28 protein-coding genes and 1 tRNA gene are annotated in these 25,988 nt (G+C 69.6%); 11 read left to right on the top strand and 18 right to left on the bottom strand.

Translation table 11 applies throughout. From position 1 onward, the window contains the following. Nucleotides 1-55: 55 nt before the first annotated feature. Nucleotides 56-2,788, bottom strand: coding sequence for a pyruvate dehydrogenase (acetyl-transferring), homodimeric type (gene aceE / locus ACIQMX_RS07780; RefSeq protein WP_363069793.1), 2,733 nt, complete (start codon nt 2,786-2,788; stop codon nt 56-58). A 537-nt stretch (nt 2,789-3,325) separates the two neighbouring features. Between aceE and ACIQMX_RS07775 the strand changes: the two genes are divergently transcribed. From ACIQMX_RS07775 to ACIQMX_RS07750, 6 genes are all read left to right on the top strand, one after another. Beyond that, complete coding sequence (locus tag ACIQMX_RS07775; protein ID WP_148017457.1) at nt 3,326-3,763, top strand: DUF3052 domain-containing protein; 438 nt, start codon at nt 3,326-3,328, stop codon at nt 3,761-3,763. Nucleotides 3,764-3,950: 187 nt separating this feature from the next. Continuing rightward, nucleotides 3,951-4,409: a peroxiredoxin gene (locus tag ACIQMX_RS07770; protein ID WP_148017458.1), complete on the top strand. Its 459-nt coding sequence runs from the start codon at nt 3,951-3,953 to the stop codon at nt 4,407-4,409. A 149-nt stretch (nt 4,410-4,558) separates the two neighbouring features. Continuing rightward, on the top strand, nt 4,559-5,134 hold the full coding sequence (locus ACIQMX_RS07765) for a TerD family protein (RefSeq protein WP_219572022.1): 576 nt from the start codon (nt 4,559-4,561) through the stop codon (nt 5,132-5,134). 139 nt (nt 5,135-5,273) lie between these two features. Then, entirely contained in the window at nt 5,274-5,849 is a 576-nt protein-coding gene (locus ACIQMX_RS07760) for a TerD family protein (RefSeq protein WP_148017459.1), read from the top strand. 70 nt (nt 5,850-5,919) lie between these two features. Beyond that, nucleotides 5,920-7,053, top strand: a complete 1,134-nt coding sequence (locus ACIQMX_RS07755) for a DUF475 domain-containing protein (RefSeq protein WP_402475780.1) — start codon at nt 5,920-5,922, stop codon at nt 7,051-7,053. Between the two features lie 154 nt (nt 7,054-7,207). After that, the gene (locus tag ACIQMX_RS07750) at nt 7,208-7,942 is read left to right on the top strand and encodes a Tellurium resistance (protein WP_363069798.1); all 735 of its coding nucleotides are present in this window, start codon (nt 7,208-7,210) and stop codon (nt 7,940-7,942) included. Nucleotides 7,943-7,999: 57 nt separating this feature from the next. On the opposite strand, the gene ACIQMX_RS07745 is transcribed toward ACIQMX_RS07750, so the two are convergent. Then, a complete protein-coding gene (locus ACIQMX_RS07745; protein ID WP_363069800.1) occupies nt 8,000-8,824 on the bottom strand; it encodes a TerD family protein in 825 nt (274 codons plus the stop codon). A gap of 220 nt (nt 8,825-9,044) precedes the next feature. Here ACIQMX_RS07745 and ACIQMX_RS07740 point away from each other — a divergent pair, with 220 nt between their 5' ends. From ACIQMX_RS07740 to ACIQMX_RS07725, 4 genes are all read left to right on the top strand, one after another. After that, nucleotides 9,045-10,208, top strand: a complete 1,164-nt coding sequence (locus ACIQMX_RS07740; protein ID WP_402475779.1) for an HpcH/HpaI aldolase/citrate lyase family protein — start codon at nt 9,045-9,047, stop codon at nt 10,206-10,208. A gap of 233 nt (nt 10,209-10,441) precedes the next feature. Continuing rightward, a complete protein-coding gene (locus ACIQMX_RS07735) occupies nt 10,442-13,066 on the top strand; it encodes a phosphoribosyltransferase (RefSeq protein ID WP_402475777.1) in 2,625 nt (874 codons plus the stop codon). Continuing rightward, nucleotides 13,063-14,049, top strand: coding sequence for an HAD family hydrolase (locus ACIQMX_RS07730; protein ID WP_402475776.1), 987 nt, complete (start codon nt 13,063-13,065; stop codon nt 14,047-14,049). The genes ACIQMX_RS07735 and ACIQMX_RS07730 overlap by 4 nt, the downstream gene beginning before the upstream one ends. Nucleotides 14,050-14,169: 120 nt before the next feature. Continuing rightward, a complete protein-coding gene (locus ACIQMX_RS07725; protein ID WP_363069808.1) occupies nt 14,170-14,829 on the top strand; it encodes a class I SAM-dependent methyltransferase in 660 nt (219 codons plus the stop codon). Between the two features lie 57 nt (nt 14,830-14,886). On the opposite strand, the gene ACIQMX_RS07720 is transcribed toward ACIQMX_RS07725, so the two are convergent. The 4 genes from ACIQMX_RS07720 to ACIQMX_RS07705 all read right to left on the bottom strand — a co-directional run bounded on the left by ACIQMX_RS07720 (nt 14,887) and on the right by ACIQMX_RS07705 (nt 18,303). Further along, nucleotides 14,887-15,108 (bottom strand): zinc ribbon domain-containing protein, encoded by a 222-nt coding sequence (locus ACIQMX_RS07720; RefSeq protein ID WP_402475774.1) that lies wholly within the window; start codon nt 15,106-15,108, stop codon nt 14,887-14,889. A gap of 91 nt (nt 15,109-15,199) precedes the next feature. Further along, on the bottom strand, nt 15,200-15,808 hold the full coding sequence (locus ACIQMX_RS07715; RefSeq protein ID WP_402475773.1) for a DUF4383 domain-containing protein: 609 nt from the start codon (nt 15,806-15,808) through the stop codon (nt 15,200-15,202). Between the two features lie 207 nt (nt 15,809-16,015). Then, complete coding sequence (locus tag ACIQMX_RS07710; protein ID WP_402475771.1) at nt 16,016-17,425, bottom strand: hypothetical protein; 1,410 nt, start codon at nt 17,423-17,425, stop codon at nt 16,016-16,018. Nucleotides 17,426-17,496: 71 nt separating this feature from the next. Next, nucleotides 17,497-18,303, bottom strand: a complete 807-nt coding sequence (locus ACIQMX_RS07705) for a DUF4097 family beta strand repeat-containing protein (RefSeq protein ID WP_402475770.1) — start codon at nt 18,301-18,303, stop codon at nt 17,497-17,499. 194 nt (nt 18,304-18,497) lie between these two features. On the opposite strand from ACIQMX_RS07705, the gene ACIQMX_RS07700 reads away from it, so the two are divergent. Next, nucleotides 18,498-18,572: transfer RNA gene (locus ACIQMX_RS07700), tRNA-Val, on the top strand. 100 nt (nt 18,573-18,672) lie between these two features. Here ACIQMX_RS07700 and ACIQMX_RS07695 read toward each other — a convergent pair. The 12 genes from ACIQMX_RS07695 to ACIQMX_RS07640 form a co-directional block, all read right to left on the bottom strand. Next, nucleotides 18,673-19,809 carry a tyrosine-type recombinase/integrase gene (locus ACIQMX_RS07695; protein WP_402475768.1) on the bottom strand — a complete coding sequence of 379 codons (1,137 nt, stop codon included), beginning with the start codon at nt 19,807-19,809 and terminating at the stop codon, nt 18,673-18,675. Further along, nucleotides 19,809-20,021, bottom strand: coding sequence for a helix-turn-helix domain-containing protein (locus ACIQMX_RS07690; protein WP_402475767.1), 213 nt, complete (start codon nt 20,019-20,021; stop codon nt 19,809-19,811). Before ACIQMX_RS07690 ends, ACIQMX_RS07695 begins: the two co-directional genes overlap by 1 nt. Further along, nucleotides 20,014-21,399, bottom strand: a complete 1,386-nt coding sequence (repSA, locus tag ACIQMX_RS07685) for a replication initiator protein RepSA (protein WP_402475766.1) — start codon at nt 21,397-21,399, stop codon at nt 20,014-20,016. The genes ACIQMX_RS07690 and repSA overlap by 8 nt, the downstream gene beginning before the upstream one ends. Next, nucleotides 21,396-21,590, bottom strand: coding sequence for a hypothetical protein (locus tag ACIQMX_RS07680; RefSeq protein WP_402475764.1), 195 nt, complete (start codon nt 21,588-21,590; stop codon nt 21,396-21,398). Before ACIQMX_RS07680 ends, repSA begins: the two co-directional genes overlap by 4 nt. An 89-nt stretch (nt 21,591-21,679) precedes the next feature. After that, nucleotides 21,680-22,000, bottom strand: coding sequence for a SpdD-like protein (locus ACIQMX_RS07675; protein WP_402475762.1), 321 nt, complete (start codon nt 21,998-22,000; stop codon nt 21,680-21,682). Nucleotides 22,001-22,023: 23 nt separating this feature from the next. After that, entirely contained in the window at nt 22,024-22,179 is a 156-nt protein-coding gene (locus tag ACIQMX_RS07670) for a hypothetical protein (protein WP_123526237.1), read from the bottom strand. Between the two features lie 12 nt (nt 22,180-22,191). Beyond that, nucleotides 22,192-22,383, bottom strand: a complete 192-nt coding sequence (locus ACIQMX_RS07665; protein ID WP_030876212.1) for a mobile element transfer protein — start codon at nt 22,381-22,383, stop codon at nt 22,192-22,194. 21 nt (nt 22,384-22,404) lie between these two features. Further along, a complete protein-coding gene (locus ACIQMX_RS07660; protein WP_402475761.1) occupies nt 22,405-23,067 on the bottom strand; it encodes a DUF2637 domain-containing protein in 663 nt (220 codons plus the stop codon). Next, nucleotides 23,067-23,270, bottom strand: coding sequence for a hypothetical protein (locus ACIQMX_RS07655; RefSeq protein ID WP_402475758.1), 204 nt, complete (start codon nt 23,268-23,270; stop codon nt 23,067-23,069). Before ACIQMX_RS07655 ends, ACIQMX_RS07660 begins: the two co-directional genes overlap by 1 nt. An 84-nt stretch (nt 23,271-23,354) precedes the next feature. Next, the gene (locus ACIQMX_RS07650) at nt 23,355-24,710 is read right to left on the bottom strand and encodes an FtsK/SpoIIIE domain-containing protein (RefSeq protein WP_402475757.1); all 1,356 of its coding nucleotides are present in this window, start codon (nt 24,708-24,710) and stop codon (nt 23,355-23,357) included. Nucleotides 24,711-24,712: 2 nt separating this feature from the next. Continuing rightward, nucleotides 24,713-25,066 carry a hypothetical protein gene (locus ACIQMX_RS07645; RefSeq protein WP_123526242.1) on the bottom strand — a complete coding sequence of 118 codons (354 nt, stop codon included), beginning with the start codon at nt 25,064-25,066 and terminating at the stop codon, nt 24,713-24,715. Nucleotides 25,067-25,205: 139 nt separating this feature from the next. Next, nucleotides 25,206-25,985 (bottom strand): GntR family transcriptional regulator, encoded by a 780-nt coding sequence (locus tag ACIQMX_RS07640; protein WP_402475755.1) that lies wholly within the window; start codon nt 25,983-25,985, stop codon nt 25,206-25,208. Nucleotides 25,986-25,988: the final 3 nt, after the last annotated feature.

Below are 25,988 nucleotides of genomic sequence, written 5' to 3'. Positions count from 1 at the left end.
CGCGGGGCGGCCGGACCCCTTCGGATCCCGCCGCCCCGCGTCGTGCGTCCCGTCCCTACGCGTCGCCGCCGGCCGCACCGGGGTCGGCCGCGGCCACGTCCAGGAGGTCGTAACGGTCGACCGCGGTCTTCAGCGCCGAACGGTCCACCTTGCCCTCCTTCGCGAGCTCCGTGAGCACCGCCAGCACGATCGACTGCGCGTCGATGTGGAAGAACCGGCGAGCGGCCCCGCGCGTGTCCGCGAAGCCGAAACCGTCGGCGCCCAGCGACTGGTACGGGCCGGGCACCCAGCGCGCGATCTGGTCCGGCACGGACCGCATCCAGTCCGAGACCGCCACGAACGGCCCCTGCGCACCGGACAGCTTGCGCGTCACGTACGGGACGCGCTGCTCCTCCTCCGGGTGCAGCAGGTTGTAGCGCTCCACGTCCACGGCCTCGCGCCGCAGCTCGTTCCAGGACGTCGCCGACCAGACGTCCGCCTTCACGTTCCACTCGTCGGCGAGGATGCGCTGTGCCTCGACCGCCCAGGGGACCGCCACACCGGACGCCATGATCTGGGCCGGGATCTCGCCCCGCTCGCCACTGCTGTAGCGGTGGACACCCGCCAGGATGCCCTCCACGTCCACGTCCGCGGGCTCGGCCGGGTGCTGGATCGGCTCGTTGTACACGGTGAGGTAGTAGAAGACGTCCTCACTGTTCTCGCCGTACATCCTGCGCAGCCCGTCCTTGACGATGTGCGCGATCTCGTACCCGAACGCCGGGTCGTACGCGACACAGCCCGGGTTCGTCGACGCGAGCAGCTGCGAGTGCCCGTCCGCGTGCTGGAGGCCCTCGCCCGTCAGCGTCGTACGGCCGGCGGTGGCACCCAGGACGAAGCCGCGCGCGAGCTGGTCGGCCATCTGCCAGAACTGGTCACCCGTGCGCTGGAAACCGAACATCGAGTAGAAGACGTACACCGGGATCAGCGGCTCGCCGTGCGTGGCGTACGCCGAACCCGCGGCGATCAGCGAGGCCGTGCAGCCCGCCTCGGAGATGCCGTCGTGCAGCATCTGACCGGTCGGCGACTCCTTGTACGCGAGCAGCAGATCGCGGTCCACCGACTCGTACTGCTGGCCGAGCGGGTTGTAGATCTTCGCGCTCGGGAAGAACGCGTCCATGCCGAAGGTGCGGTACTCGTCGGGTGCGATCAGCACGAAACGCTTGCCGATCTCCTTGTCCCGCATGAGTTCCTTCAGGATGCGGACGAACGCCATGGTGGTGGCGATCGACTGCTGTCCCGAACCCTTCTTCGCGGTCGCGTAGGTCTTGTCCTCGGGCAGGGCCAGAGGCTTCGCCCGCACCACACGCGTCGGGACGTAACCGCCCAGACCCTTGCGGCGGTCGTGCATGTACTGGATCTCCTCGGACTCGCGGCCCGGGTGGTAGTACGGCGGGTTGCCGTCCTCCAGCTCCTTGTCCGCGATCGGGATGTGCAGCCGGTCCCGGAAACGCTTGAGGTCCTCGGCCGTGAGCTTCTTCATCTGGTGGGTCGCGTTGCGGCCCTCGAAGTTCGGCCCCAGCGTCCAGCCCTTGACCGTCTGCGCCAGGATCACGGTGGGCTGGCCCTTGTGGGCCTTGGCCGCCGCGTACGCCGCGTAGACCTTCTTGTGGTCGTGCCCGCCACGCCCGAGGTGCAGGATCTGCTGGTCGGACATGTCCTTGACCATGTCGCGCAGCCGCGGGTCGTCGCCGAAGAAGTGCTCACGGATGTACGCACCCGTTTCGGTGGCGTACGTCTGGAACTGGCCGTCCGGCGTCGTGTTCAGCTTGTTGACCAGGATGCCCGTGCGGTCCTGCGCCAGCAGCGGGTCCCAGGAGCGGTCCCAGACCAGCTTGATGACGTTCCACCCGGCGCCGCGGAACTGCGACTCCAGCTCCTGGATGACCTTGCCGTTGCCGCGCACCGGGCCGTCGAGACGCTGAAGGTTGCAGTTGACGACGAAGGTCAGGTTGTCCAGGCCCTCGCGGGCGGCGATGGAGAGCTGGCCGAGCGACTCCGGCTCGTCCATCTCGCCGTCACCGAGATAGGCCCACACGTGCGAGTCGGAGGTGTCGGCGATGCCGCGCGCCTCCATGTAGCGGTTCATCCGAGCCTGGTAGATCGCGCCGAGCGGGCCGAGGCCCATCGACACGGTCGGGAACTCCCAGAAGTCCGGCATCAGCCGCGGGTGCGGGTAGCTGGACAGGCCGTTCGGCGCCTTCGACTTCTCCTGGCGGAACGCGTCGAGCTGCGCCTCGCTCAGCCGGTCCAGCAGGAAGGCGCGGGCGTAGATCCCGGGGGAGGCGTGTCCCTGGAAGAAGATCTGGTCGCCGCCCCGGCCGTCGTCCTTGCCGCGGAAGAAGTGGTTGAAACCCACGTCGTACAGCGAGGCGGAGGACGCGAAGGTGGCGATGTGACCGCCCACGCCGATACCCGGACGCTGCGCCCGCGACACCATCACGGCCGCGTTCCAGCGGGTCGCGTTGAGGACCTTGCGCTCGATCTCCTCGTCGCCGGGGAAGAACGGTTCGTCCTTCGTGGCGATCGTGTTCACGTAGTCCGTACTGCGCATCTCCGGCACGGCGACACGCTTCTCGCGCGCGCGCTCGATGAGCCGGAGCATGAGGTAGCGGGCCCGCTCACGGCCTCGCTCGTCGACGGCGGCGTCGAGGGAGTCGAGCCATTCCTGGGTCTCTTCGGGATCGAAATCCGGGACCTGACTCGGAAGGCCGCCAATGATGATCGGGTTGCGATCGGATCCGGAAGCCACGCTGTTCCTTCGCTGTTCGGTGCTGCACTACGGGACCTGGTCACGGAGGCGTGCCCCCGCTGTGTCTGCGCGTACGCCATCCCATCGTGTACCGGGAGGACGTGAAACGTCATCTCTACCGAGAGGTAACCGCCGGCGTCGCGAAGCCGTGCCCGCACGGACGCGTGGGCCGCGCCGGGGCGGGTATCCGGCCGGTCAGGAGGCATCGGGCAGGATAGGTCGGGCCAAACCGCAACCATACGCCCAAGGGGTTCATACGGTCCCGAATGCTGTTCGACTCCGTTTGCCGGGCCGAAACCGCATAAGCTGTTCAAGGACGTAGTGACCTCGGACGAGGTCGTCAAGGGTGTGGACGGCAGCACAGGCCTCCGCAGAGAGCCCGCCGGCAGTACGGCGACGTGGCAGGGAACGTCACCGTTTAGGCGGTCTCGTACGCTGGGTACTTGCGCGATCCGCCGCTCCCGTGTGGACTACGGCCAACGCCCCGCGCACGCGCGTGGCTGCAGCATTTTCCAAAACATGATCAGGAGGCAACCCGTGAGCGCGACCGCGGACCACGCGGAGGAGCGGACCAACCCGGCAGCACGCCTGGGGTTCGAGCCCGGACAGGTGGTCCAGGAGATCGGCTACGACGACGACGTCGAGCTGGAGCTCCGTGAGGGCATTGAGGCCACTACCGGCCAGGATCTCGTCGATGAGGAGTACGACGACGTCGCAGACGTCGTCCTGCTCTGGTTCCGTGACGAGGACGGCGACCTTACGGACGCGCTGGTGGATGCCATTGGTCTGCTCGAGGACGGCGGTACGGTCTGGCTGATGACGCCGAAGACCGGCCGTGACGGATACGTCGAGCCGAGCGACATCAACGAGGCTGCCCAGACAGCCGGTCTCGCCCAGACCAAGAGCATCAGTGCGGGCAAGGACTGGACGGGCAGCCGTCTGGTCACGCCGAAGGCGGCCAAGGCCAAGCGCTGAACCGCACTCGCCCCTGAAGGCCCCCGACGGCATCACGCCGTCCGGGGCCTTCATACATTCCCCCGCACGTTTCCCCCACGTCCGCAGGAAGCTTTCCCGGGTGCCGCGCGGCCGCCCGGCGCCTCTGCGTAGGGTGGGAGTCACCCGGACAGCCCAGCCCGGTGACGTAGCGAAGGGACGCGTTTTCATGGCGATCGAGGTCGGCACCAAGGCCCCGGATTTCGAGCTGAAGGACAACCACGGCCGGACCGTGAAGCTCTCCGACTTCCGCGGTGAGAAGAACGTGGTGCTGCTGTTCTACCCGTTCGCCTTCACCGGCGTGTGCACCGGCGAGCTCTGCGCGCTCCGCGACGAGCTGCCCACCTTCGAGAACGACGACACACAGCTGATCGCCGTCTCCAACGACTCCATCCACACGCTGCGCGTCTTCGCCGAGCAGGAGGGCCTCGAGTACCCGCTCGTCTCGGACTTCTGGCCGCACGGCGAGACCTCGCGCGCGTACGGCGTCTTCGACGAGGACAAGGGCTGCGCGGTGCGCGGGACCTTCATCATCGACAAGGAGGGCGTGGTGCGCTGGACGGTCGTCAACGGCCTGCCCGACGCGCGCGACCTCAACGAGTACATCAAGGCGCTCGGCGCCCTCTGATCCGAGATCCGGTGGATCTCGCCGCGCCCCGGGCCAAAAGCCTGTTTTGGCCGGGAACCGGTCACTAGGATCCACTCGTTGATCGGATGCCAACACGACGTGGAGGCGCCGGCACCGGCCGGCCCCCAAAGAAACCAATGGGAGGACTCGTGGGAGTCAGCCTCAGCAAGGGCGGCAACGTCTCGCTGACCAAGGCCGCGCCCAACCTGACCGCGGTCATCGTGGGTCTGGGCTGGGATGCTCGTACCACCACCGGCGGAGACTTCGACCTCGACGCCAGCGCCCTGTTGACGAACGCCGAGGGCAAGGTCGGCAACGACGGCAACTTCGTCTTCTTCAACAACCTCAAGAGCCCCGACGGCTCCGTCGAGCACACCGGTGACAACCTCACCGGTGAGGGCGAGGGCGACGACGAGGTCATCAAGGTCAACCTCGCCGGTGTCCCGGCCGACGTCGACAAGATCGTCTTCCCGGTCTCGATCTACGAGGCCGAGTCCCGCCAGCAGAGCTTCGGCCAGGTCCGCAACGCGTACATCCGCGTCGTCAACCAGGCCGACAACACCGAGCTCGCGCGCTACGACCTCAGCGAGGACGCCTCGACGGAGACCGCCATGGTCTTCGGCGAGCTGTACCGCAACGGTGCGGAGTGGAAGTTCCGCGCCATCGGTCAGGGCTACGCCTCGGGTCTGCGCGGCATCGCGCAGGACTTCGGCGTCAACGTCTAGCAGGCCGTCCCCGGGGCCGTGGCCCCGGGCACGCCTTCAGCATGTCCCGTCCGGCGCCGCACCCTGTGCGGCGCCGGACGCGCTCAACAGACGGATTCACCGGTTCATCACCGGTTCATCGACTCGGGGAGGACACACCATGGGCGTCACGCTCGCCAAGGGAGGCAATGTCTCCCTCTCCAAGGCCGCACCCAATCTCACCCAGGTGCTCATCGGACTCGGCTGGGACGCACGATCCACGACGGGGGCGGACTTCGACCTCGACGCCAGCGCACTGCTGTGCCAGTCGGGCCGGGTGCTCGGCGACGAATGGTTCGTGTTCTACAACAACCTCACGAGCCCCGATGGCTCCGTCGAGCACACGGGCGACAACCTCACGGGTGAGGGCGAGGGCGACGACGAGTCGGTCATCGTGAACCTCAACGAGGTGCCGGCCCACTGCGACAAGATCGTCTTTCCGGTCTCCATTCACGAGGCCGACAATCGCGGGCAGACGTTCGGCCAGGTCAGCAATGCGTTCATTCGCGTGGTCAACCAGGCCGACGGTCAGGAGCTCGCGCGCTACGACCTCAGTGAGGATGCTTCCACCGAGACCGCGATGATCTTCGGCGAGCTGTACCGCTACAACGGCGAGTGGAAGTTCCGTGCAGTAGGACAGGGGTACGCGTCGGGGCTGCGGGGCATCGCTCTAGACTTCGGGGTCAACGTTTCGTAAAGCCGCGCACGGCGCGGGGGAGCCCAGTGCTCTTCGGGGGAGACCCGTTACACACATGATGGGGTAGCCAGTGCTTCTGAAAACCTTCGGCTGGTCGTTCGCGATTACCGCGATCGGTCTGGTCGCAGCGTGGTTCTACGGGGGGTGGGAAGCCTTCGGAGTGGTGGCGATCCTTTCCGTCCTGGAGATCTCGCTGTCCTTCGACAATGCGGTGATCAACGCCGGAATCCTGAAGAAGATGAGTGCCTTCTGGCAGAAGATCTTCCTCACGATCGGTGTGCTCATCGCGGTCTTCGGCATGCGGCTGGTATTCCCCGTCGTGATCGTGGCCGTCACCGCCAAGCTGGGACCGATCGAGGCGATCGATCTCTCCTTCAACGACCCGGACCAGTACAAGGAACTCGTCACCGACGCCCACCCGGCGATCGCCGCGTTCGGTGGCATGTTCCTGCTCATGATCTTCCTCGACTTCATCTTCGAGGACCGTGACATCCAGTGGCTGCGCTGGATCGAGCGCCCGCTCGCCAAGCTCGGCAAGGTCGACATGCTGTCGGTCTGCATCGCGCTGATCGTCCTGCTGATCTCGGCCATGACCTTCGCGACCCATGCGCACCAGCACGGCGGCGGACACGTGGACAAGGCCGAGACGGTCATGCTCGCGGGTATCGCGGGTCTGATCACGTACCTCATCGTCGGCGGTCTCTCCGGCTTCTTCGAGAACAAGCTCGAGGAGGAGGAGGAACGCGAGCACGAGGCGGAGGAAGAGGCCAAGCGGACGGGCAAGAAGGTCTCCGCGGTCGCGCTCTCCGGCAAGGCCGCGTTCTTCATGTTCCTCTACCTGGAAGTGCTCGACGCGTCCTTCTCGTTCGACGGTGTCATCGGCGCCTTCGCCATCACCAACGAGATCGTGCTGATGGCCCTGGGCCTCGGTATCGGCGCCATGTACGTCCGTTCGCTCACGGTCTACCTGGTCCGCCAGGGCACCCTGGACGACTACGTCTACCTGGAGCACGGCGCGCACTACGCGATCGGCGCCCTGGCCGTCATCCTGCTCGTCACGATCCAGTACGAGATCCACGAGCTCATCACGGGTTCCGTCGGCGTCATCCTGATCGGCTGGTCCTTCTGGTCCTCGGTCCGGCGCAACAGGGCGATCGAGGCCGCAGGAGGCGAAGAAAGCACGGAAGTCTCCGCCGGGGTGTGACCCGGTAGGGAATGAGGAACGCTCTCTGCGGGGCGGCTCGTACGGCAACGGCTCCGGGAACACCCCCGGATCCGGCCCGGAGCCGCCCCGCAGCGGTGCGTGCGTCGCACGTGCCGCGTGCGACCGGTGGGGCCGACATGTGTGGGGGTTCGGGATGGCGTTCTGGAACAGCCTGTGGCCGGGGCGGGAAACTCAGTTCGAGTCGGGCAGCGCGGCCAGCAATTCCATCGTGCTCTCCCGGCGGCACGCCACGGTCTCGCTGACCAAGCAGGGCGCGCTGACCGGCAACCTCCGGGTCAACCTCTCCTGGCAGATGCGTACGTCCGACATCGAGGGCCGGTCACGGCAGAGCGGCCGGCTGCTGCGGCCGCTGAAGCTCTTCCAGCCCGACGTGGTCCAGGCGCACACCCAGGGAGTGGTCAACGTCGACCTGGACCTGGGCTGCATGTACGAGCTGACGGACGGCACCAAGGGCGTGGTGCAGCCGCTCGGCAATCTGATCGGTGACCTCAACGGGCCGCCGTACATCAGGCTCAGCGGCGACGACCGCTTCGGGGCGCCGTCCGGGGAGACCGTCTACGTCAACCTCGACCAGCGCGACCAGATCAAGCGGATGCTGTTCTTCGTCTACATCTACGACCAGACCCCGGCCTTCGACCGTACGCACGCGAAGGTGACGCTCTATCCGGGCAACGGGCCGCGCATCGAGATCGAGCTCGACGAACGGGCGCCGCAGGCCCGCTCGTGCGCGGTGTTCACCGTGGAGAACGAGAAGGGCGAGCTGACCGTGCGGCGCGAGGTGAAGTTCGTGTACGGCTTCCAGTCGGAGCTGGACCGGCTGTACGGGTACGGCATGCAGTGGGGACGCGGCTACAAGACCCGGGCGTAGGCGCGGCGACCCGTGGGGTTGCCGGCGCGGCTGAGGGGCGGCCGTCCGGGCGTCGGGTCAGGGCCGTATGAACTGCGGCCCCTGCGGCGGCAGGACGAAATTCGGGTCCGGCGCGTACGCTGCCGCCGCCGCGGGCTGCGGATAGCCGTAGGCGGGCTGCGCGGACGCCGGCTGAGGGTAGCCGTAGGCCGGGCCGGGGGCGGGCGCCACAGGGGCCGCAACGGGCTGCGGATAGCCGTACGCGGGTTGCTGGTGCTGGATGGTGGCCTGTGCGTCGGGTCCGGGCGCCGGGGGGAACGCCGGCACGGGCGGCACGGGGTCGGGACCGGCGGCGGCCTCCGACTCGTCCACCGAGATGCCGAACGCGGTCGCGAGACCGATGAGGCCGGTCGGGTAGCCCTGTCCCACGGCCCGGAATTTCCAGCCATCGCCGCGCCGGTACAGCTCGCCGCAGATGATCGCGGTTTCCCGGCCCGTCTCGGGCCGCACGTCGAAGACGGCGAGCGGCTCACCGCCCGACACCGCGGCGTCGTAGAGCAGGATGCGCAGATCGCGCACGTGCTCGAAGGCCGCCCCGTCGGAGGACGCGGCGATGACGACCTGGTCGACCGAGGGGTCGAGCGCGTTCAGATCGGCCTCGATGGTGTCCGTCAGGCCCTCGGGCAGGCTCCGCTTCGGCAGCCGTCGCACCAGGCCGGAGGGGTGACGGGGCTGGTTGTAGAAGACGAAGTCCTCGTCGGAGCGCACGCGGCCGCCGGAGCCGAGCAGCAGGGCCGAGGCGTCCACATCGGGGATCCCGGTGCCGGGGGTCCAGCGCAGCACGGCCCGTACGGCCATGGCGTCGAGGGGGACGTTCGAGCCTTTCACCATCGCGTGCGTCATGCCGGTCATCCTGCCTGCTGGCTGCCCGTGCGGACAACGCGGGGTCGCAAGCCGTGTCGTGCGGCCAGGCCGGAACGAGCCCGTCCGCACCCTGGGGAACCATCGCTAAATGGACGAGTTACCCGGAATTCATGTGAGCCGGGAACTGCCGACACCCGTCCGTACGTACTATTACCGGCCACACGTTGTCCGGCCGGTCAGGGAGTACGGGGGGAATCACATGCGTCATTTCGGGCATATCGCGCCTGCTGTGAGGGGCGATCTGTTCTTCCGTGAACCGTGCGACTTCGACGCCGGTTCCCCGGCCCCCGTCCTCGCGGTGGCCCTGGGAGCCACGCTCTACAGCCCCGCCACCCGCCCCCGGCTCGCCGACGACGTCGTCAAGCAGGCCCGCCGTGGGGTCGTCTCCATGGTGTTGTGCCTGGAGGATTCGATCGAAGACTCCGAGGTGCCGGGCGCCGAGGAGAATCTCGTCAGGCAGTTCGCCGATCTCGCGGAACGCGGCGACGGGCTCCCGCTGCTGTTCATCCGCGTCCGCGAACCGCACCAGATCACGGACCTCGTGCGCCGGCTCGGCACATCCGTCCGATTGTTGTCCGGTTTTGTACTTCCCAAGTTCACGCAAGAGCGTGGCGTCCCGTTCCTGGAAGCGCTGACCGAGGCCGAGTCCGTGGCCGGGCAGCGGCTCTTCGCCATGCCCGTGCTCGAATCCCCCGAGCTGCTGCACCTGGAGACCCGCCAGGAGTCCCTCCAGAAGATCGCCCGCACCGTCGATACCCACCGTGACCGGGTGCTCGCGCTGCGCCTCGGCGTCACCGACTTCTGCTCGGCGTACGGCCTGCGCCGCGCGCCCGACATGACGGCGTACGACGTCCGGATCGTCGGCGACGTCATCGCCGACGTCGTCAACGTGCTGGGCCGGGCGGACGGGACGGGATTCACGATCACCGGCCCCGTCTGGGAGTACTTCCGGCTCCAGGAGCGCATGTTCAAGCCACAGCTGCGCCGCAGCCCCTTCCAGGAGGGCCGGGCGGAGGAGCTCCGTACGGCCCTGATCGAGCACGACCTGGACGGACTGCTGCGGGAGATCGAGCTGGACCGGGCCAACGGCCTGCTCGGCAAGACCTGCATCCACCCGTCGCACGTCGCGCCGGTGCACGCGCTGTCCGTGGTCAGCCACGAGGAGTTCAGCGACGCCCAGGACATCCTGCGTCCCGAACGCGACGGCGGCGGGGTGCTGCGCTCGTCGTACACGAACAAGATGAACGAGGTGAAGCCGCACCGCGCCTGGGCCGAACGCACTCTGCGCCGGGCACAGGTCTTCGGCGTGGCGAAGGCGGACGTCGGCTTCGTGGACCTGCTGGCGGCGAGCCTCGCGGAGTGAGCGGAATGATCGGTACGGGTGCGTGGGTTTCCTGAGGGTGAGCGGGCGCGCGTGGCGGAGGACGGGCCCTGAGCGGGCAGGACGGACGGCGGGCCCGGGTGAGTGGGCGCGTGTGGCGGAGGACGGGCCCTGAGCGGCAGGACGGATGACGGGCCCGGGTGAGTGGGCGCGTGTGGCGGACGGCGGGCCCTGGGCGGGCAGGACGGACGGCGGGCCCGGGTGAGCGGGCGCGCGTGACAGGCCAACGGAAGGAAACGGCGAACGTGGTGTGGTCGGGTAGCTGGGTCGCGGAACGACTGGGCGTCGAGCTGGTGGGCGACGGGGAGCTCCGTGAGCTGCTGGGCCTCGCCCTGCGGCGCAACCCCAAGCGGGCACATCTGCTCGTGTCCAACGTGCTCGGCAAGCACGTGCCGCAGCGCCCCTCGGTCGTCTACGGCGCAGGCGTCGAGCTCGGCCGCCGGGTGCGCGAGCTGCTCGGCGAGGACGGCGCGCGGCACGCGGTCGTGCTGGGTTACGCGGAGACGGCCACCGGCCTCGGTCACGCCGTCGCCGACGGGCTCGGACCGGCCGCCTACCTCCACTCGACGCGGCGCCCCGTCGACGGCGTGGCGCGCGCGGGAGGCTTCGAGGAGTCGCACTCGCACGCCACCTCGCACCTGCTGCTGCCGGAGGACCCGGAGCTGCTGGCGGCCGAGCGGGGCGGCGGGGCGGGCGCGACCCTCGTCCTCGTCGACGACGAGTTCTCCACCGGCAACACCGTCCTCAACACCATCCGCGCCCTGCACGAGCGCTACCCCCGCAAGCGGTACGTCATCGTGGCCCTGGTCGACATGCGCACACCGGCAGACCGGGGCCGGCTCGACGAGTTCGCCGGGGAGATCGGCGCCCGCGTCGACCTGGTGGCGAGGAACACGGGCACGGTCCGCCTCCCGGAAGGCGTCCTGGAGAAGGGGCAGGCCCTCGTCGCCGAGCAGGAGGCGGCCCAGGCGGCGGCGGAGCCCGGAGCGGAGTGGCCGGATGGAAGGCCCGAGCCGCTGTGCGGCCTTCCCCGCCCCCACACCCGGATCGACCTCCAGTGGCCCGCCGGAGTGCCCGACGGTGGCCGGCACGGCTTCACCCCCGCCCACCGCGCACTCCTGGAACCCGCCCTCCCCGCCATGGCGGACCGCATCGCGGCAGCCCTGGGCGAGCACCCCCGCAAGGTCCTGGTCCTCGGTTTCGAGGAGCTGATGTACGCGCCGCTGCGCCTGGGCACCGCTCTGGAGGAGCGCACCGGCGCCGAGGTCCGCTACTCGACCACGACCCGCTCCCCGGTCCTGGCCGTGGACGACCCCGGCTACGCGATACGCACCCGGCTCGTCTTCCCCGCCCACGACGACCCGGCCGACGGCCCGGGCGACCGCTACGCGTACAACGTCGCGGGCGGCGGCTTCGACGCCGTGGTCCTCGTCGTCGACTCCACCGCCGACACCCACGCACTGCACGGCCCTGGCGGCCTGCTGCAACAGCTCACCCCGCACACCGCGCACGTTCTGCTGGCGGTCGTCCCCTCCTACGTACCGCCCGGGGCCACTCCCGCCGAGCCGTCACCCTCGCACGCCCCCCACCAGTCCCATCGACCGCACCAACCCCACCAACCCCACCAACCCCACCAACCCCACCGACCCCACCGGCCCCATCGGCAGGAAGAACCCTCCATGCTTCCCGACCCCCTCCGTGGCCCCGCCTTCTCCTCCTACGCGCCGGACGAGGTCGGCTGGCTGCTCCAGGACCTGTCGGACGCCGAACTGGAGGCGCCCACCGAGGAACGCGAGGAGGCGATACAGAGCGGTGGCGCGCACTACGCCGAGTCGCTGCCGGTCGAGTACCAGCCGTCAGAGGAGTACCAGGACCTGTTCAAGGCGGCCCTGGACCTGTCGGCCGCCCGCATCGCGCGCGCCGTCGGCACGGTCACCGAGACGGTCCTCGCCGAGCGTGGCCCGCGCCCCGTGCTCGTCTCGCTCGCCCGGGCCGGCACTCCCGTCGGCGTACTGATGCGCCGCTGGGCCCGCCTGCGGCACGGCGTCGAGCTGCCGCACTACGCCGTCTCGATCGTGCGCGGCCGGGGCATCGACGCCAACGCCCTGCGCTGGCTGGCCGCCCACCACAACCCGGCGGACGTCGTCTTCGTGGACGGCTGGACCGGCAAGGGCGCCATCACCCGTGAACTGGCCGCCGCGATCGCCGAGTTCGAGGATGCGGACGGGACGGAGGGCTTCAATCCGGAGATCGCGGTCCTGGCCGACCCGGGCGGCTGTGTCCGCACGTACGGCACCCGCGAGGACTTCCTGATTCCCTCCGCCTGCCTCAACTCCACGGTGTCCGGCCTGATCTCCCGTACGGTCCTGCGCTCCGACCTCGTCGGGCCCGACGACTTCCACGGCGCGAAGTTCTACCGGGAACTCGCGGGATCCGATGTCTCCGGCCACTTCCTCGACACCGTCACCGACCGGTTCGGCGAGGTCGCCGCCGCCGTGGACGCCGAGGTCAAGGAACTGCTCACCGCTGACCGCGCCCCGACCTGGGAGGGCTGGGCCGCGGTGGAACGCATCAGCGAGGAGCACGGCATCCACGACGTGAACCTGGTGAAGCCGGGCGTCGGCGAGACCACCCGCGTCCTGCTGCGGCGCGTTCCGTGGAAGATCCTCGCCAAGCGCGGCGCGGGAGCGGACCTGGAACACATCAGGCTGCTCGCGCAGCAGCGCGGCGTCCCCGTCGAGGAGGTCGACGAACTCCCGTACACCTGCGTCGGATTGATCCACCCGAAGTACACCCGCGGGGCGACCGGCGCCGACGGCAAGGCGGTGGAGTCCAAGTGACTTCCTCCCGGACGCCGAACGAGGGCAACCGTGACCGCACCGCGCAGACTGCGGTCGGCGGCCCGGGTGGCAACCGCTCCGCGCAGACTGCGGTCGGCGGTCGTGCTGGTGACCGCTCCGCGCAGACTGCGGCCCGCGGCCCGGGTGGTGACCGCGCCTCCGTGACGCTGGTCGCCAGCGACCTCGACCGCACCCTGATCTACTCCGCTGCGGCCCTCGGCCTCCCGATGCCGGACGCCGAGGCCCCCCGCCTCCTCTGCGTCGAGGTGTACGACAAGAAGCCCCTCTCGTACGTCACGGAGACGGCCGCGGCCCTGCTCGACGAGCTGACCCGCGCCCCGTCCACGGTCTTCGTGCCGACGACGACCCGCACCCGGGAGCAGTACCACCGCATCCATCTCCCGGGCCCCGCAGTCGAGTTCGCGATCTGCGCCAACGGCGGACACATCCTGGTGGACGGGGTCTCCGACCACGACTGGCAGCGCACCGTGGCCGGTCGGCTCGCCGAGGAATGCGCCTCGCTCGACGAGGTCCGCGCCCATCTCGTCTCGGCCGCCGACCCCGCCTGGCTGCTCAAGGAACGGGTCGCCGAGGACCTCTTCGCCTACCTCGTCGTCGACCGGGCACTCCTGCCCGCGGAGTGGACGAAGGAACTCGCCGCGTGGGCGGAACCGCGCGGCTGGACCGTCTCGCTGCAGGGCCGCAAGATCTACGCCGTACCGCGTCCGCTCACCAAGAGCGCGGCGATGCGCGAGGTCGCCCGCCGCACCGGAGCCACGCTCACCCTGGCCGCCGGCGACTCCCTCCTCGACGCGGACCTGCTGCTCGCCGCCGACCGAGGCTGGCGCCCCGGCCACGGCGAACTGGCCGACGCGGGCTGGAGCGCCCCGCATGTGGAGGCGACCGCGGAGAGCGGTGTGGCCGCGGGCGAGGAGATCCTGCGACGCTTCCTCCGGGCGGCGGGCCCGCACGGGGCGGCCTGAGACGAGGCGTCAACTTTCCGGCGCGCCACGGAAATCTGCGTGAACCACCGACGTCCGCCGACTACAGTCACCGCGTTCCCGCCCGTCGGCGGAGCACTCGGGCGAGCTGGGAGTGGTGCGATGACCAAGGGCAACGAAACGAAGATCACGGACGAGCTGTACGCGTACATGCTCGCCCACAATCCGCCGCTCGACGAGGTGCAGCGCGAACTCGTGGAGACCACGTACGCCCGGCTGCCCGACCACGCGGGCATGCAGTCGGCCGAGGAACAGGGCCCGCTGCTCGCCTTCCTCGTACGGCTGACCGGGGCCCGCCACATCGTCGAGGTCGGGACCTTCACCGGGTTCTCCGCCCTGGCGATGGCCCAGGCGCTGCCCCCGGGCGGCCGGCTGATCGCGTGCGACGTCTCGGAGGAGTGGACCGCCTACGGCCGTGAGGCCTGGGCGAAGGCGGGTGTCGCCGACCGCATCGAACTGCGGATCGCCCCGGCCCTGGACACCCTGAGGGCGATGCCCGCGGAGCCGCACATCGACTTCGCCTACCTGGACGCGGACAAGGGCAACTACATCGCGTACTGGGAGGAACTGGTGCCCCGGATGCGCCAGGGCGGCGTCATCACCACGGACAACGTGCTCTTCCACGGCGGCGTGACGGACCCACGGGCGACCGGGGGAGCGGCGGCCATCCAGGAGTTCAACAACCACGTGTCCGCCGACCCGCGGATGGACAGCGTGATGCTCACGGTGTCGGACGGCCTGACGCTGTCGCGCAAGCGGTAGCGCCAGCGGTCGCGAGACCGGGGGCGGGGGGCTGGGGCTGGGCGCCGGTACGACGGCTCAGCCGCAGCAGCCCCCACCGCAGCAACCCCCGCCGCCACCACCTGCCGCGGGCGCGGAACCGGCGGAACCGGCGGTGCCGCCCACGGCGACGGCCGACAGGAGCTTCACGGTGTCCTCGTGCCCGGCGGGGCAGGAGGCGGGAGCCGAGGACTCGGCCATCGGACGGCTGAGCTCGAAGGTGTCTCCGCAGGAGCGGCAGCGGTACTCGTAACGAGGCATGGCCTCAGGTTATCGGCCGGGACCGGACAACGGGTATCTCCCGGCCGATGGCTGCCGGGACCGTCGCAGAGGACACCTCACCTCTCCGACCTCACCTCTCCGGCCTCGGCCCACCGGCCGGGCCCGGCCGGGCGACGGGCATCCCCGACATCGCACGCCGCCGCGCGAGCCGCTGCTCCCGCTCGGCCTCCTCGGGATGGCGGGCCCGCCAGTACGGGTTGTCGTGGGGGAGCCCGCCGCTGACGCGTCCGTACATCCCGAACATCATCAGCATCAGCCCCACCACGAAGCTGAAGATCACGTTCTGCATCTCGAAGGCGAGGAAGTTGAGCCCGGTGTCCAGCAGCGCGAGATTGACGAAGCCGCTGAGGACGAAGGCGATGCCCAGCACCATGTTGAGCGTCGAGGCGAAGTTGCCCCCGATGACCATGCCGGCGAACAGCAGCAGTCCGACGCAGATGGACAGCACGCTGAGCGCACCGTTCGTGCTCAGGCCGCCGACGGTGTCGCCGCCGGTATCGAAGAAGCCGACCTTGTCGATCAGCCCGAGGATGCCGAAGGCGAGCAGCACGAGCCCCATCAGCCCGGCGCCGACCCGGTAGACGCGGCTGAGCCGGTGATCCACGGGCAGATGCTCATCAAGGCGGGCGGTTTTGCGGGCGGCGGGCCGCCGTGCAGGACGCAGCACATGCGTGGCCATGGGCCCTCCTTCACGTACTCCTTTACGTACCTCTTTCAAGTACCTTTTCTACGTACCTCTGCTACGTACCTCTGCTACGTACGTCTTCACCTGCTACTGCTCCTGCTACCAGGATCCCGCCGGTCCGCGCCCTTCGCACGCCAGGGCAGCCGCGGGCGCGGGACGCGTGAGCGGCAGCCCTGCGTCGGCCTACGCCCGCCCCGTCCGTCAGGCGCCGGCGCCGCGCTCCTCACGGATCTCGGAGACGACGCGAGCGGCGGTCTGCCGTACGCCTTCCGTCACGGTCAGGAAGTGCCAGTAGTCGGGGTGGCGCCCCTCAAGGGCGGTGACGGCCTGATCGAGCCGGGCCACCGCGTCGTCGAGCGGCCGGGCGTGGCGCGGCTCGGGGGTGTGACGCCCGGCCATGGCGAGGCGCTGGGCATCACGGATCGCGAACCGGGTCCGCTGGATCTCCTGCTGCGGGTCCTTGGCGACGGCATCCAGCCGCTGCAGCCGGTCACCGGCCGCGGACACGGCTTCGTCCGTGGCGTTGAGCAGGGCCCGGACCGTGCTCAGCCGTGACGTGGCATCCGCCCAGCGCTGCTCGTCGCGCGCCTTCGCGGCCTCCTTGAGCTTCTCCTCGGCCTGGCGCACATTGACGGCCGCCTGATCCGGGACCGGCTGGAGATCCTGCCAGCAGGCCGCCGAGAACCGCCGCCGCAGCTCGCTCAGCACGGGCTCGACGGAGGCCGACCGGGTGGTCAGCGCCTGGGCCCGTGTACGCAGCGTCACCAGCCGCTTGTCGATCTCGGCGGCACGCTCGGGCAGCTGCGACGCCTCGGCGCGTACGGCTTCGGCATCGCGCAGCACCTGATCGGCGCGCTGGAGGGTCTCCGGCACACCGTGCCGCCCGGCACCCTGGTTGAGCTTGGTCAGCTCGGGGGCGAGAGCGGCGAGCCGCGCGGCGAGATCGTCCGCCCGCAGTCCGGACGCCCGCACCGCGTCGAGAGCATTGCTCGCGGCCAGGAGCGCCTGCCGCGCCCGCTCCACCGCGGGGGCGAGCCGGGCGAGCTGGGTCTCGGCGGTCCCCAGCAACGGACCGAGCCCGGCGCCGAACCGGTCCAGCTCCACCTTGACGCGCAGAAGCTCGTCCTTGGCGGCGGACAGCTCGGTCCTGGCGCGGGAAGCGACCGAAGGCTCAAGGTCATCCCGGTCGAGATCGTGTGCGTCGACGGCCGTGATGTAGGCGTGGCTGGCCTCGTCGATGCGCCGTCCCAGCGCCGCGAAGTCCTCGACGGCCTTGCGGGCGGCGGGCGAACTGTCCACGGCGGTGATGGTCTCGATGGAGATCTGCAGATCGCGCTGGGCGGTGTCGAGCTCGTAGAAGGCCTCGGCAGCGGCATCCTTCGCGGCCTGCGCCTCGGCCCGCTGGCCCTCCCCGCGCCCGCCGAACCAACGCCGCGTACCGCCCCCGGCGAAGGCGGCGGGCAGGGCCGCGGCGAGCAACGGCACGGGCAGCAGCATCAGCGCGAGGGCATCACGGACGCCGCGACCACGGCTGTACCGGCTGACAGGGACATCACTGACGGCGGAACTCGCACCCGCTCTCGCCTGCGGCTTCGCGTGGGTCGCCGTCACATCCCTCTCCCGTGCTGTTTCGCCCTGCCCGGTACATTCTCCCACCAGGTAAGGACGAACACACGGGCCCGTTAGTTCGCGGTTCGCACCGTGACTTCGCCGTTGTCGCTGTGTGCCTTCACCGCATGCGGGCTGTCATCACTGCGCGGCACGGCCACCGAGACGTGCCCGTTGTCGGCCGACGCGGACACGGCGTACCGGTTCTCGCCCGCGGGCAGGTCGATGGTGATGCTGCCGTTGTCACTGACGGTGTCCACGAGATCCGGAACCCGGCTGAAGTCGAGCTTCACGGATCCGTTGTCCGAACGGGCCACCACGGAAGCCCCCGAGAGCCGCTCGCCCCGCACGGAGCCGTTGTCGCTCTTCAGCTCCAGCGGCCCGGTGACATCCCGCACGACGACCCCGCCGTTGTCGGAGAACAGCTTGAGCGGCGTACCGAAGCCGGACGCGGTGACCTTCCCGTTGTCCGCATCCACGGTCAGCTCCAGCCCGCGCGGCACCTTCACCTGATGAACCGCGCCGCAGTCACTGATCAACGCGTCGCACCCCACCCGAAGCGTCAGCGTGTCACCCTCCAGCTTCCACACCGGATCCGGCCCGCTCCCGAGCACCGCCCACCCGTCGACCTTGCGCGTCACCTCGATCCGCTCCACATCGGCGGGCACGACCTCCACGATGGAGTCCTCCGCGTCGATGGTCAGCGCCTTCCCGCTGTACGCGAACGACTTGTGCTCGGCCGGGGCGCCCTCCACGTCCGTACTCCCGCACCCACTGAGCACACCGACGAGCAGAACGGCGCCCCCGGAGGCCACGAGGGCGTTGGTCCGGGCACGGGCACGGGCGCGAGCGCGGATACGAGTACGGGTACGGATGATCATGGCGTTGGAGTCCCCCTGGCCGGCGCTGTCGATGTGCCTCCACGGTATGCAGCGCCCGCCGCCGGAACGATCCGGGCGGCTACCGTCTCGGGGGTGGGGATATCCCCCGTACCGGCTTCGGGACGGGCTGCCCGGGCTTGGGCAACCGATTGTGGAGGGGTGCCGTGGGGCATGTAACCTGTTCCTTCATCCACGGGTGCGTAGCTCAGGGGTAGAGCGCTGCTCTTACAAAGCAGATGTCGGCGGTTCGAAACCGTCCGCGCCCACCAGCAGGACACATGGAAAAGGCCCAGGTCACCGGCAGTATGCCGAGAGCCTGGGCCTTGTTCGTTCCTTCACAATTCCGGCGGGGGAGTGGCGTCGTGCCACTTACGTGCCAGATGCGTCGTCGGGCTCTGCCGGCCGGGCCTTTCTGATCTGCTCGTCGACGTGAGCGGCGATCGCATGGTCGCGGCCGTTCACCAGGTGCTGGTAGATCAGCGCGGCACGCACCGACGAGTGGCCCATCCGCTGCATCAGTTCCCGTGTGGTCGCACCGCCGGTCGCGGCGAGGGTGTTCCCGGTGTGGCGCAGATCGTGGAAGTGGACGTCTCCAAGACCTGTCGTCGCCAGGGCTCGCAGCCACAGGCGGCGGAAGTTGTTCCGGCGAAGCTGCCCGGCCCTTGCTCCCGTGAAGACCAGCCCGGTGCGACCTGGCTCGGCGTAGACATCAAGGTGAGCAGCCAGGCTCTCCGTCAGCGAGGCAGGGAAGGCGACGGTACGCACACCTGCCGCGCTCTTGGGTGCCTTGACCAGGATGCCGTCCGAGCGGGTCTCGGCCAGGGCGCGCCTCACGGCGACGGTTCGCCGTTCGAGGTCTATGTCATGGCGCTGGAGCGCGGCGAGCTCCCCGAAGCGGAGGCCGGTGAAGGCCGCTAGGAGGATGAAAACCCGGAATCGCACAGGCACGGCGTCGGCGAGCTGGAAGACCTCCGTGACATCGAGGAACGGCCGTTCGGCTGTCTTCGCCGCCCCAGCGCCCTTGATACGGCAGGGGTTCCGCTGGATCAACTCGTCGTCGACTGCGGTGTTCATGATGGCGCGGAGGATCTGGTACGCCTTGGCGACCGTGGGTTCACCAACACCGGACTCCAGGAGGCCGGCACGCCAGCGGCGGATCTGCGGTGTGGTGATCTCGCTCAGGACCACGTTCGCGAAGGTAGGCAGGACGTGGAGACGTAGCGCGCTGCCGTTGCGCTCGCGGGTGGTCGCCGCGTAGTCGCGCTCCTTGAACCAGGCGTCGGCGTAGACCCCGAAGAGGACCTTGTCGTCCGGGTTCTTCCACCGGCCGTCGAGGATCTCCGCTTCCTTGCGGACGAGCCACCGATCAGCGTCGGTCTGAGTGGGGAAGGTCTCCGGAGCCGAACGCAGCAGACCATCCGGGCCGGGATACCGGGCCTGAAAGCGGCCGGACGGCAGCTTGCGGACCGAACCGAAGCGGCGGCGTTTGCCCTTCTGGTTCGCCATCACGCCACCGCCCCGAAGCGCCGCAGACTCGTGACGATCGGCTGGACGGTGTGGGCCGCTATGAAGTCGGCCAAGGCGCTCTCAGGAATGCGGACATGCCTCCCCACCTTCACGAACACGATCCGCCGTTCGGCGATCAGGCGCCGCGGGAAACGCGCAGTTGTACCGAGGAGTTGAGCGGCCTCCTCCACCGTGAGCAGTCGGTCAGTCATGCGGCCTGTCTCCTTCCAGGGCGAGGGCTTGGCGTGCGGTTTCTCGGTTGTGTTGCAGGTCTCTGGCGATCGAGGCGGCAAGGATCGATTCGCCGGGGCTGTGGCCTTGTCCGGCGTACTGCCAGTCGGTGAGGAGGAGGACGGTCGGGTCCTGGTCCGGGTCGGGCAGGCCGAGTTCTTCGCGCTGCTGGGCTGCGCGGTAGTCGGCGCGAATCTGGCGGAGTGCGCCGAGGGTGGTGGAGTAGCGGCGGGACTTGGTGGAGAAGTGGCCGCGGAAGCCGAGCATGTGTGCCCAGGCCCGCAGTCGCCGGTCCGGGTAGAGCGCATCGAGATCGAAGCAGGCTTCGATGAGGCGGCGCGGGTGGTCGGGTACGTCGAGGAGGGCCAGGGCCTCGCGGTTGCCGACGCGGCGGTCGACGGTGCCTGTCGTCTCGGCTGCTTTGGTCGCGTACTTGGCGACGTAGGAGGCGACAGCCTGTTCGGTGATGTCGGTCCCGGCGTCGAAGGCGCGGATGGGGCGGATGTCGAGCTGGGTGCCCCAGCGCAGTGGGCGGACGGGTTGGCCGGCGGCGGCTGGGACGGTGATGGTCGTGTACGAGTGCGTGGCGGCGGCGCGGATGGAGTCACTGAGCAGCTGCACGGAGGCCCAGGAGGGTGGCGGGCTGTCGGGTCCGTCGGGTCCGTCGAGGCGAATGACGGCGTGGAAGTGGACGGCGCCGCGCTTCTGGAACTCGGCGACCTTGCCGTACGAGACCCGTGCCGTTTCTTTGAGTTCGCGTTGGGTGAGGCCGGCGCGGGCGGCGATCTCGCGGCGGAGGCGGTTGGTGAAGCGTTGCCAGAGGTCCCCGGCGTGGTTGTTGAAGAGGACCGCGCCCGTGTAGTCGTACGTGTCGGGGTTGAGCGGGGTGCCGAGGGCATCGTCATCCGTGCTGTGGGTGGTGCCGCAGCGGCAGCGGCCGGTGTCGGGGCGGTTGTGGACCGGGCCGAAGGACGGGGCGGTGAGCGTGGTGAAGACGCGGGGATGGTCGTGGACGGTGGCGGGGACGTCTTTGTCCTGGTCGCCCGCGAGTCCGGCGCGGATCAGGTGGTAGGTGTCGGCGGAGTAGGTCCAGGCGCAGGCCGCGCAGCGTGAGGCGCGGCGGTTGCCGCAGGCGATGCGGAGTCGTCCTCCGGGCTCGGTTTGGGTGGAGTAGCGGTGGAGGGTCTGGCCGGTGGTCTTGTCCTTGGTGAGGGTCCAGCCGGAGAGGTGGATGGGGTTGGAGCAGCCGCCGGTGCGGCGGATCTGGTCCTGCCAGCGGTCGAAGCCGGTGGACCCGGCCACCCGCAGCAGATCGCCGAGGGTGGCCGGGTCCAGGCTCGCGAGGATCGAGTCCGTCACGCGTGCTCCCGCTGGACGACCGGGGCGGGAGTGGCGGTGCGGGTCGAGCCGGTGCCGCGGCAGAGGTGGCAGGCGACCAGGAGGATGGCGCGGGTGCCGTTGTCGAGGAGCGTGCCGGTGTCGATGGCGACGACGGGGAAGCCGTTGCAGTCCGGGCAGAGATGCGGCGGGGCAGGGCTGTGCTGGGCCATGATGGCGGTCCTTTCGGCTGCGGTTGGAAGGGGTCGGGCTGTCCGGGCGGCGGCGATGCTTGGCGGCTTGTGCGCCGTCCGGGGGCCGGTCAGCGGTGCTGGTCTGCGGAAGTGATGAGCGAGCGGATGACCAGGGCGCAGATGGCGATGGATGCGCCGGTGACGGCGACCGCGAGGAGCATCGAGACCAGGACCGCGCCGACGACCAGGACGACGGCCGTCCCACCTCCCACGAGGGCGACGACGGCGCCGGGCGTGAGCTGGACGGTGGGCCTGGCCGCAGCGATCGGGACAGTCAGCGGGGCAGGGCTCGGCGGGGTGTGCTGGACCGCGGCGGTCGGCTCGACGACGGTCGGTCGGGTGATGAGGCCGGTGGGCTGGGGCATGGTCGGAACCTTGGGCTTGAACATGGTGGATCTCCCTTCGCGGGTGGTTACTTGACGGCGGTGTCGATGGCGGGGGCAAGGAGGCTGTCGGCGAGGAGGTAGCCGCCGAGCAGGAGGACGGCGACGAGCCACAGGGGCGGGCGGATGAGCTTGATGCCGAGCCAGCCGACGATGATCAGGGCGAACCAGAGCGGGACATCCACGGGGCCGTTCTCCTATCGGGCGGTGCAGCGGTGGGTGCGGGCGGCGAGCTGGGCGGCGCTCTGGCTGGAGTAGTCGGCGGACCAGCCGCAGCGGTCAGCGCTGCATACGGCGGCGTGTTTGGTGTGGCCGTGGCGGTCGCGGTGGGTGCCGATCTGTACGGGGCCGATTCGCATCACGGAGTGGAAGTGGTCACGAGCGGGCATGGCGGTGGTTCTCCCGTCTGGTCAGGCGAGTTGGGCGGCGATGGTCTCGGCGAGCTGAGGTGGGACGCCGAGCCGGGCGCGCAGGGTGTCGGTGTCGATCGGGGCGCCGGTGCGGGCGTGGTGGTCGGCGGCGAGCTTGCGGGCGTGGTCGACGAGCGCGGCCGGGACCGACGGACCGGCGGGGGCGAGCGCCGGGGTGTTCTCGGCAGCTGCGGCGATCGGCTCGGGCTCGGGTGCCGGATCGGGGGCGGATCCCCGCTCGACTTCTGTCGCGGGATGCGGGACTGCGGGTGCCGGCGGAACGGGCTCCGGCTCCTCGGCAGAGTGCGAGTGGGCAAGGAGCGTGCCGCCGAGGAAGGCGAGCGCGGGCCATCCCGCGATGCCGAACCGCAGCCAGGCCGGCGGGTGGGTGAGGTCGAGGAATCCGGCGGTCGCGACATTGGCACCCAGCGAGGCGAACAGCGCGATCAGGAACCAGCACCAGGCCAGCCGAGACGGACCCTCGCTGCGCAGGCGCCGCCAGGCAGCGACCAGGAGCAGGTCCACCGAGATCGGGTAGGCCCAGGCCTTCCAACCGTCCTGCCCAGCGGCGTTGGCGAGGTCGTGCAGGTGGGCGAAGGACAGGGCACCGGCGATGACGGCCTGGACCAGGACGGCGTCCACGCGGAACGCGGGGCGGGCCATCAGACGCCCCCGGGGTGGTCGGTGCCGCCGATGGGGTCGTAGCCGGGCGGGAACATCCCCGGCGGAGGCTCCGGAAGCGACACGGCCAGGGACGGACCAATGGAGTCGATGAACGCGTCGTCGGCACCCGGAATTTCGGCGTACAGGGCCAGGGCGCCGAGCATCAGGACGGTGCGGTGGAAGTCCTCGATGTGCTCACACATGGGAGTCGGTCTCCCTTCCTTCAGGCATGGAGCGGGTAGGGACCTGGCGCGATGCGGTCGCGCCGACCGGGGGTGCGGGAGGACTCAGGCGGTGGCGGGGGTGGCCTTGGCGAGCGGCTCGGGGGCCGGGGCCGGGGAACCGACCATGGGGCGGAAGGCCGCGAGGACGGGCAGGGCCGGGGTGCGGTCGGCGTGCCGGTTGCAGATGTTCACGGCCTGGCGCAGCGAGGTGTGCGGGGCGCGGATGCGGGCCCAGCCGCCGGAGGAGTCGCCGGTGACGGCGATGCCGGGTGTCTCGGTGGGAATCTGGATTGCGGCCAGGACGGCGTCCGGGGCGATGTCGCCGAAGGCCATGTTGGCGGAGGACTCGTCATTGACGCGGTGGGCGGTGCGGCCGGTGAGTTGGGCGCGGAGCATCGTGATGCCCTTACCGAGTTCGGAGCCGAAGCGCTGCCCGCAGATCTCCAGGTAGATCCCGGCAGCACGGCCGAGCTGGGCGAGGCGGACCAGAGCGGTGATGATCCGGTCCCGGCGCTTCTCTTCGTCCTTGGACGCGAACAGGGCGAGTTCGGCGACCTCGTCCACCAGGACCACGACCGGCACCGGGCGCAGGTGGTCGGGCAGGTCCCAGATGTCAGCGGCTATTGCCGCGTCCGGCACGTTCACCGTGATCCGCTGTTCAGCCCGGATCAGTTGGTAGACGTTTTCCATGTGTGTGACGAGAGCTTCGAGGAGCTCCAGGGCGGTGTCAGGGTTGTCGGCAAGGGCGCTGAACCTGCGTGCTAGCGGGAAGAGTTCGACCCCTTGCTTGCAGTCGATTCCGACCAGTGCGACGTCCATGGGCGCGAGGCCGGCCACCAGGTTGCGCTGGTAGACAGACTTCCCTGACTCGGTGGCGCCGAGGGTGAGTCCGTGCGGAACGCTGCGGTAGTCGCGGTAGTGGATTGCCCCGTCCTCGCGCAGGGCGACCGGTACCCGCATTGGCGCAGGGTCGGTCTTGGCGGGCATCTGCACCCGCTTGAGCACGTCGTATCCGGTCATCCGCACTTCGACGACGCCGGAGCGCAGTTCGCGAGAGGTCACGCCGTACATGCCGAAGGAGTGGCGCAGCCGGTCCGAGGCGGCGGAGACGTCGAACGCATCCTGTCCGGGGCGGAGCTTGAGGCGTAGCACCAGGCCGGTTCGGGTGGGGTGGACACGCAGGATGCGCGGGGCGCGGGACTCCGGCACAGGCCGGTTCGCGATCCGGGCAAGGGCCAGACGCCAGCGGGAGGGCGGGACGGTCAGTCCGCACGCGTCCATCACGGAGACGTAGCGGACCAAGACCCGCAGAGCGGCTAAGACAGCGCCGAAGGCCAGCCAGTACCAGGCGGGGCGCCGCCACCGCAGGATCACTACGGCAGCGACAATCAGCACCAGGACGACCGTGAAGCCGGTCATGGTCAGGCCGCCTTCGACTGCGACGCAGCGGCGGCGAGCGAGGTGACAGCGACCGCGCGGAACGCGATCCCGTGCTTCTTCTGTCCGTTGAACTCGTTCTCCCACGCCGAGGCGACCAGCCCGGTCAGCGCGACCGGGGTGCCCATGGCCAGGTCCTCGGAGACGCCCGGCTGGGGAACGGTGAGCTTGAGGATCTCCACCTCGTCGGGCGTGGAGAACATGACCTCCACCGTCATCAGCGTCACGCCGTCCTTGTCGAGGGCGATCTCACCGGTACGACGGTCCTTGACCTTGGGCTGGGGGGCCTTGGCGACCATCACGGTCGCGTTCGTGGTGTCGACGGGAATCTGACGCACAGCAGATCACTCCTCTGTAGGTGCTGAACTCCGTCACTCATGTACATGAGTGACATGAAGAAGAGTGCATCACTCCTGTACATGAGTCAACCCGCTACGTAGAGGAAATCGCAGCGGGCTGGGGTGAGTTGAGCGGACGTCAGTCGGTGGCGGGGATCCTGTAGCTGAAGACGAACTGGTCAGCGGCCATGAGGGTGTCGCAGACCTCGACCACACGACCCTCTTCGGTCACGGCATCTCGGATGAGGTGAATGACCGGAGCGCCGGGGCTCAGCGCGAGTTCGGAGGACTCCGCCTTCGAGGCCGGCCGCGCCTGAAGGGTCTCGACGAACTCCGCGAAGACATGGCCGTCGTCTTCAAGCCGGGCGTAGATCCCACCGGGGCCGGGGTTCTCGGAGAACAGCTCCGGGATGTCCTTCACAACGCCCCACGGTAGGTAGGACGTTGCCGTCTCGACCGGAGTGCCGTTGCGGAAGTAGAGGCGGCGGCGGGCCAGCACCTTGGCTCCTATGTCCACACCGAGACGTTCCGCGATGTCAGCGGGTGCATCGGCGGGGCCGATGAACAGCACGCTCACCTTGGCGGTCGCGCCGGCCTGCTCCGACTCCGCGAGGTAGGCGGCTTTGCCACCCTTGCGATGCGAGCGCCGGAATCGATCGGAAGACCGGTGACGCACAGGGGGCCGGGCCTTCACCAAGGACCCCTTGCCATGCCGGGTCTCTACCAGGCCGCTCGCACGGACCTCCACCATGGCCTTGCGGATCGTCCCGCCGGATACGCCGTATCGGTCCACCAGCTCTGACTCACTGGGCACCATGTCGCCAGGCTTGAGGACACCGGCCCGGATCTGCTGAACGATCTCCTCGGCGATCTGAACGTACCGGGGTACGGCCCTGTCACCTCCTACTGCTGTTCCCATCGA

This window comes from Streptomyces sp. NPDC091416 (genome assembly GCF_044756845.1).
Lineage (GTDB): Bacteria > Actinomycetota > Actinomycetes > Streptomycetales > Streptomycetaceae > Streptomyces.
The sequence above is the reverse complement of the archived record's forward strand: the minus strand, read 5'-3'. Positions and strand labels throughout refer to the sequence as shown.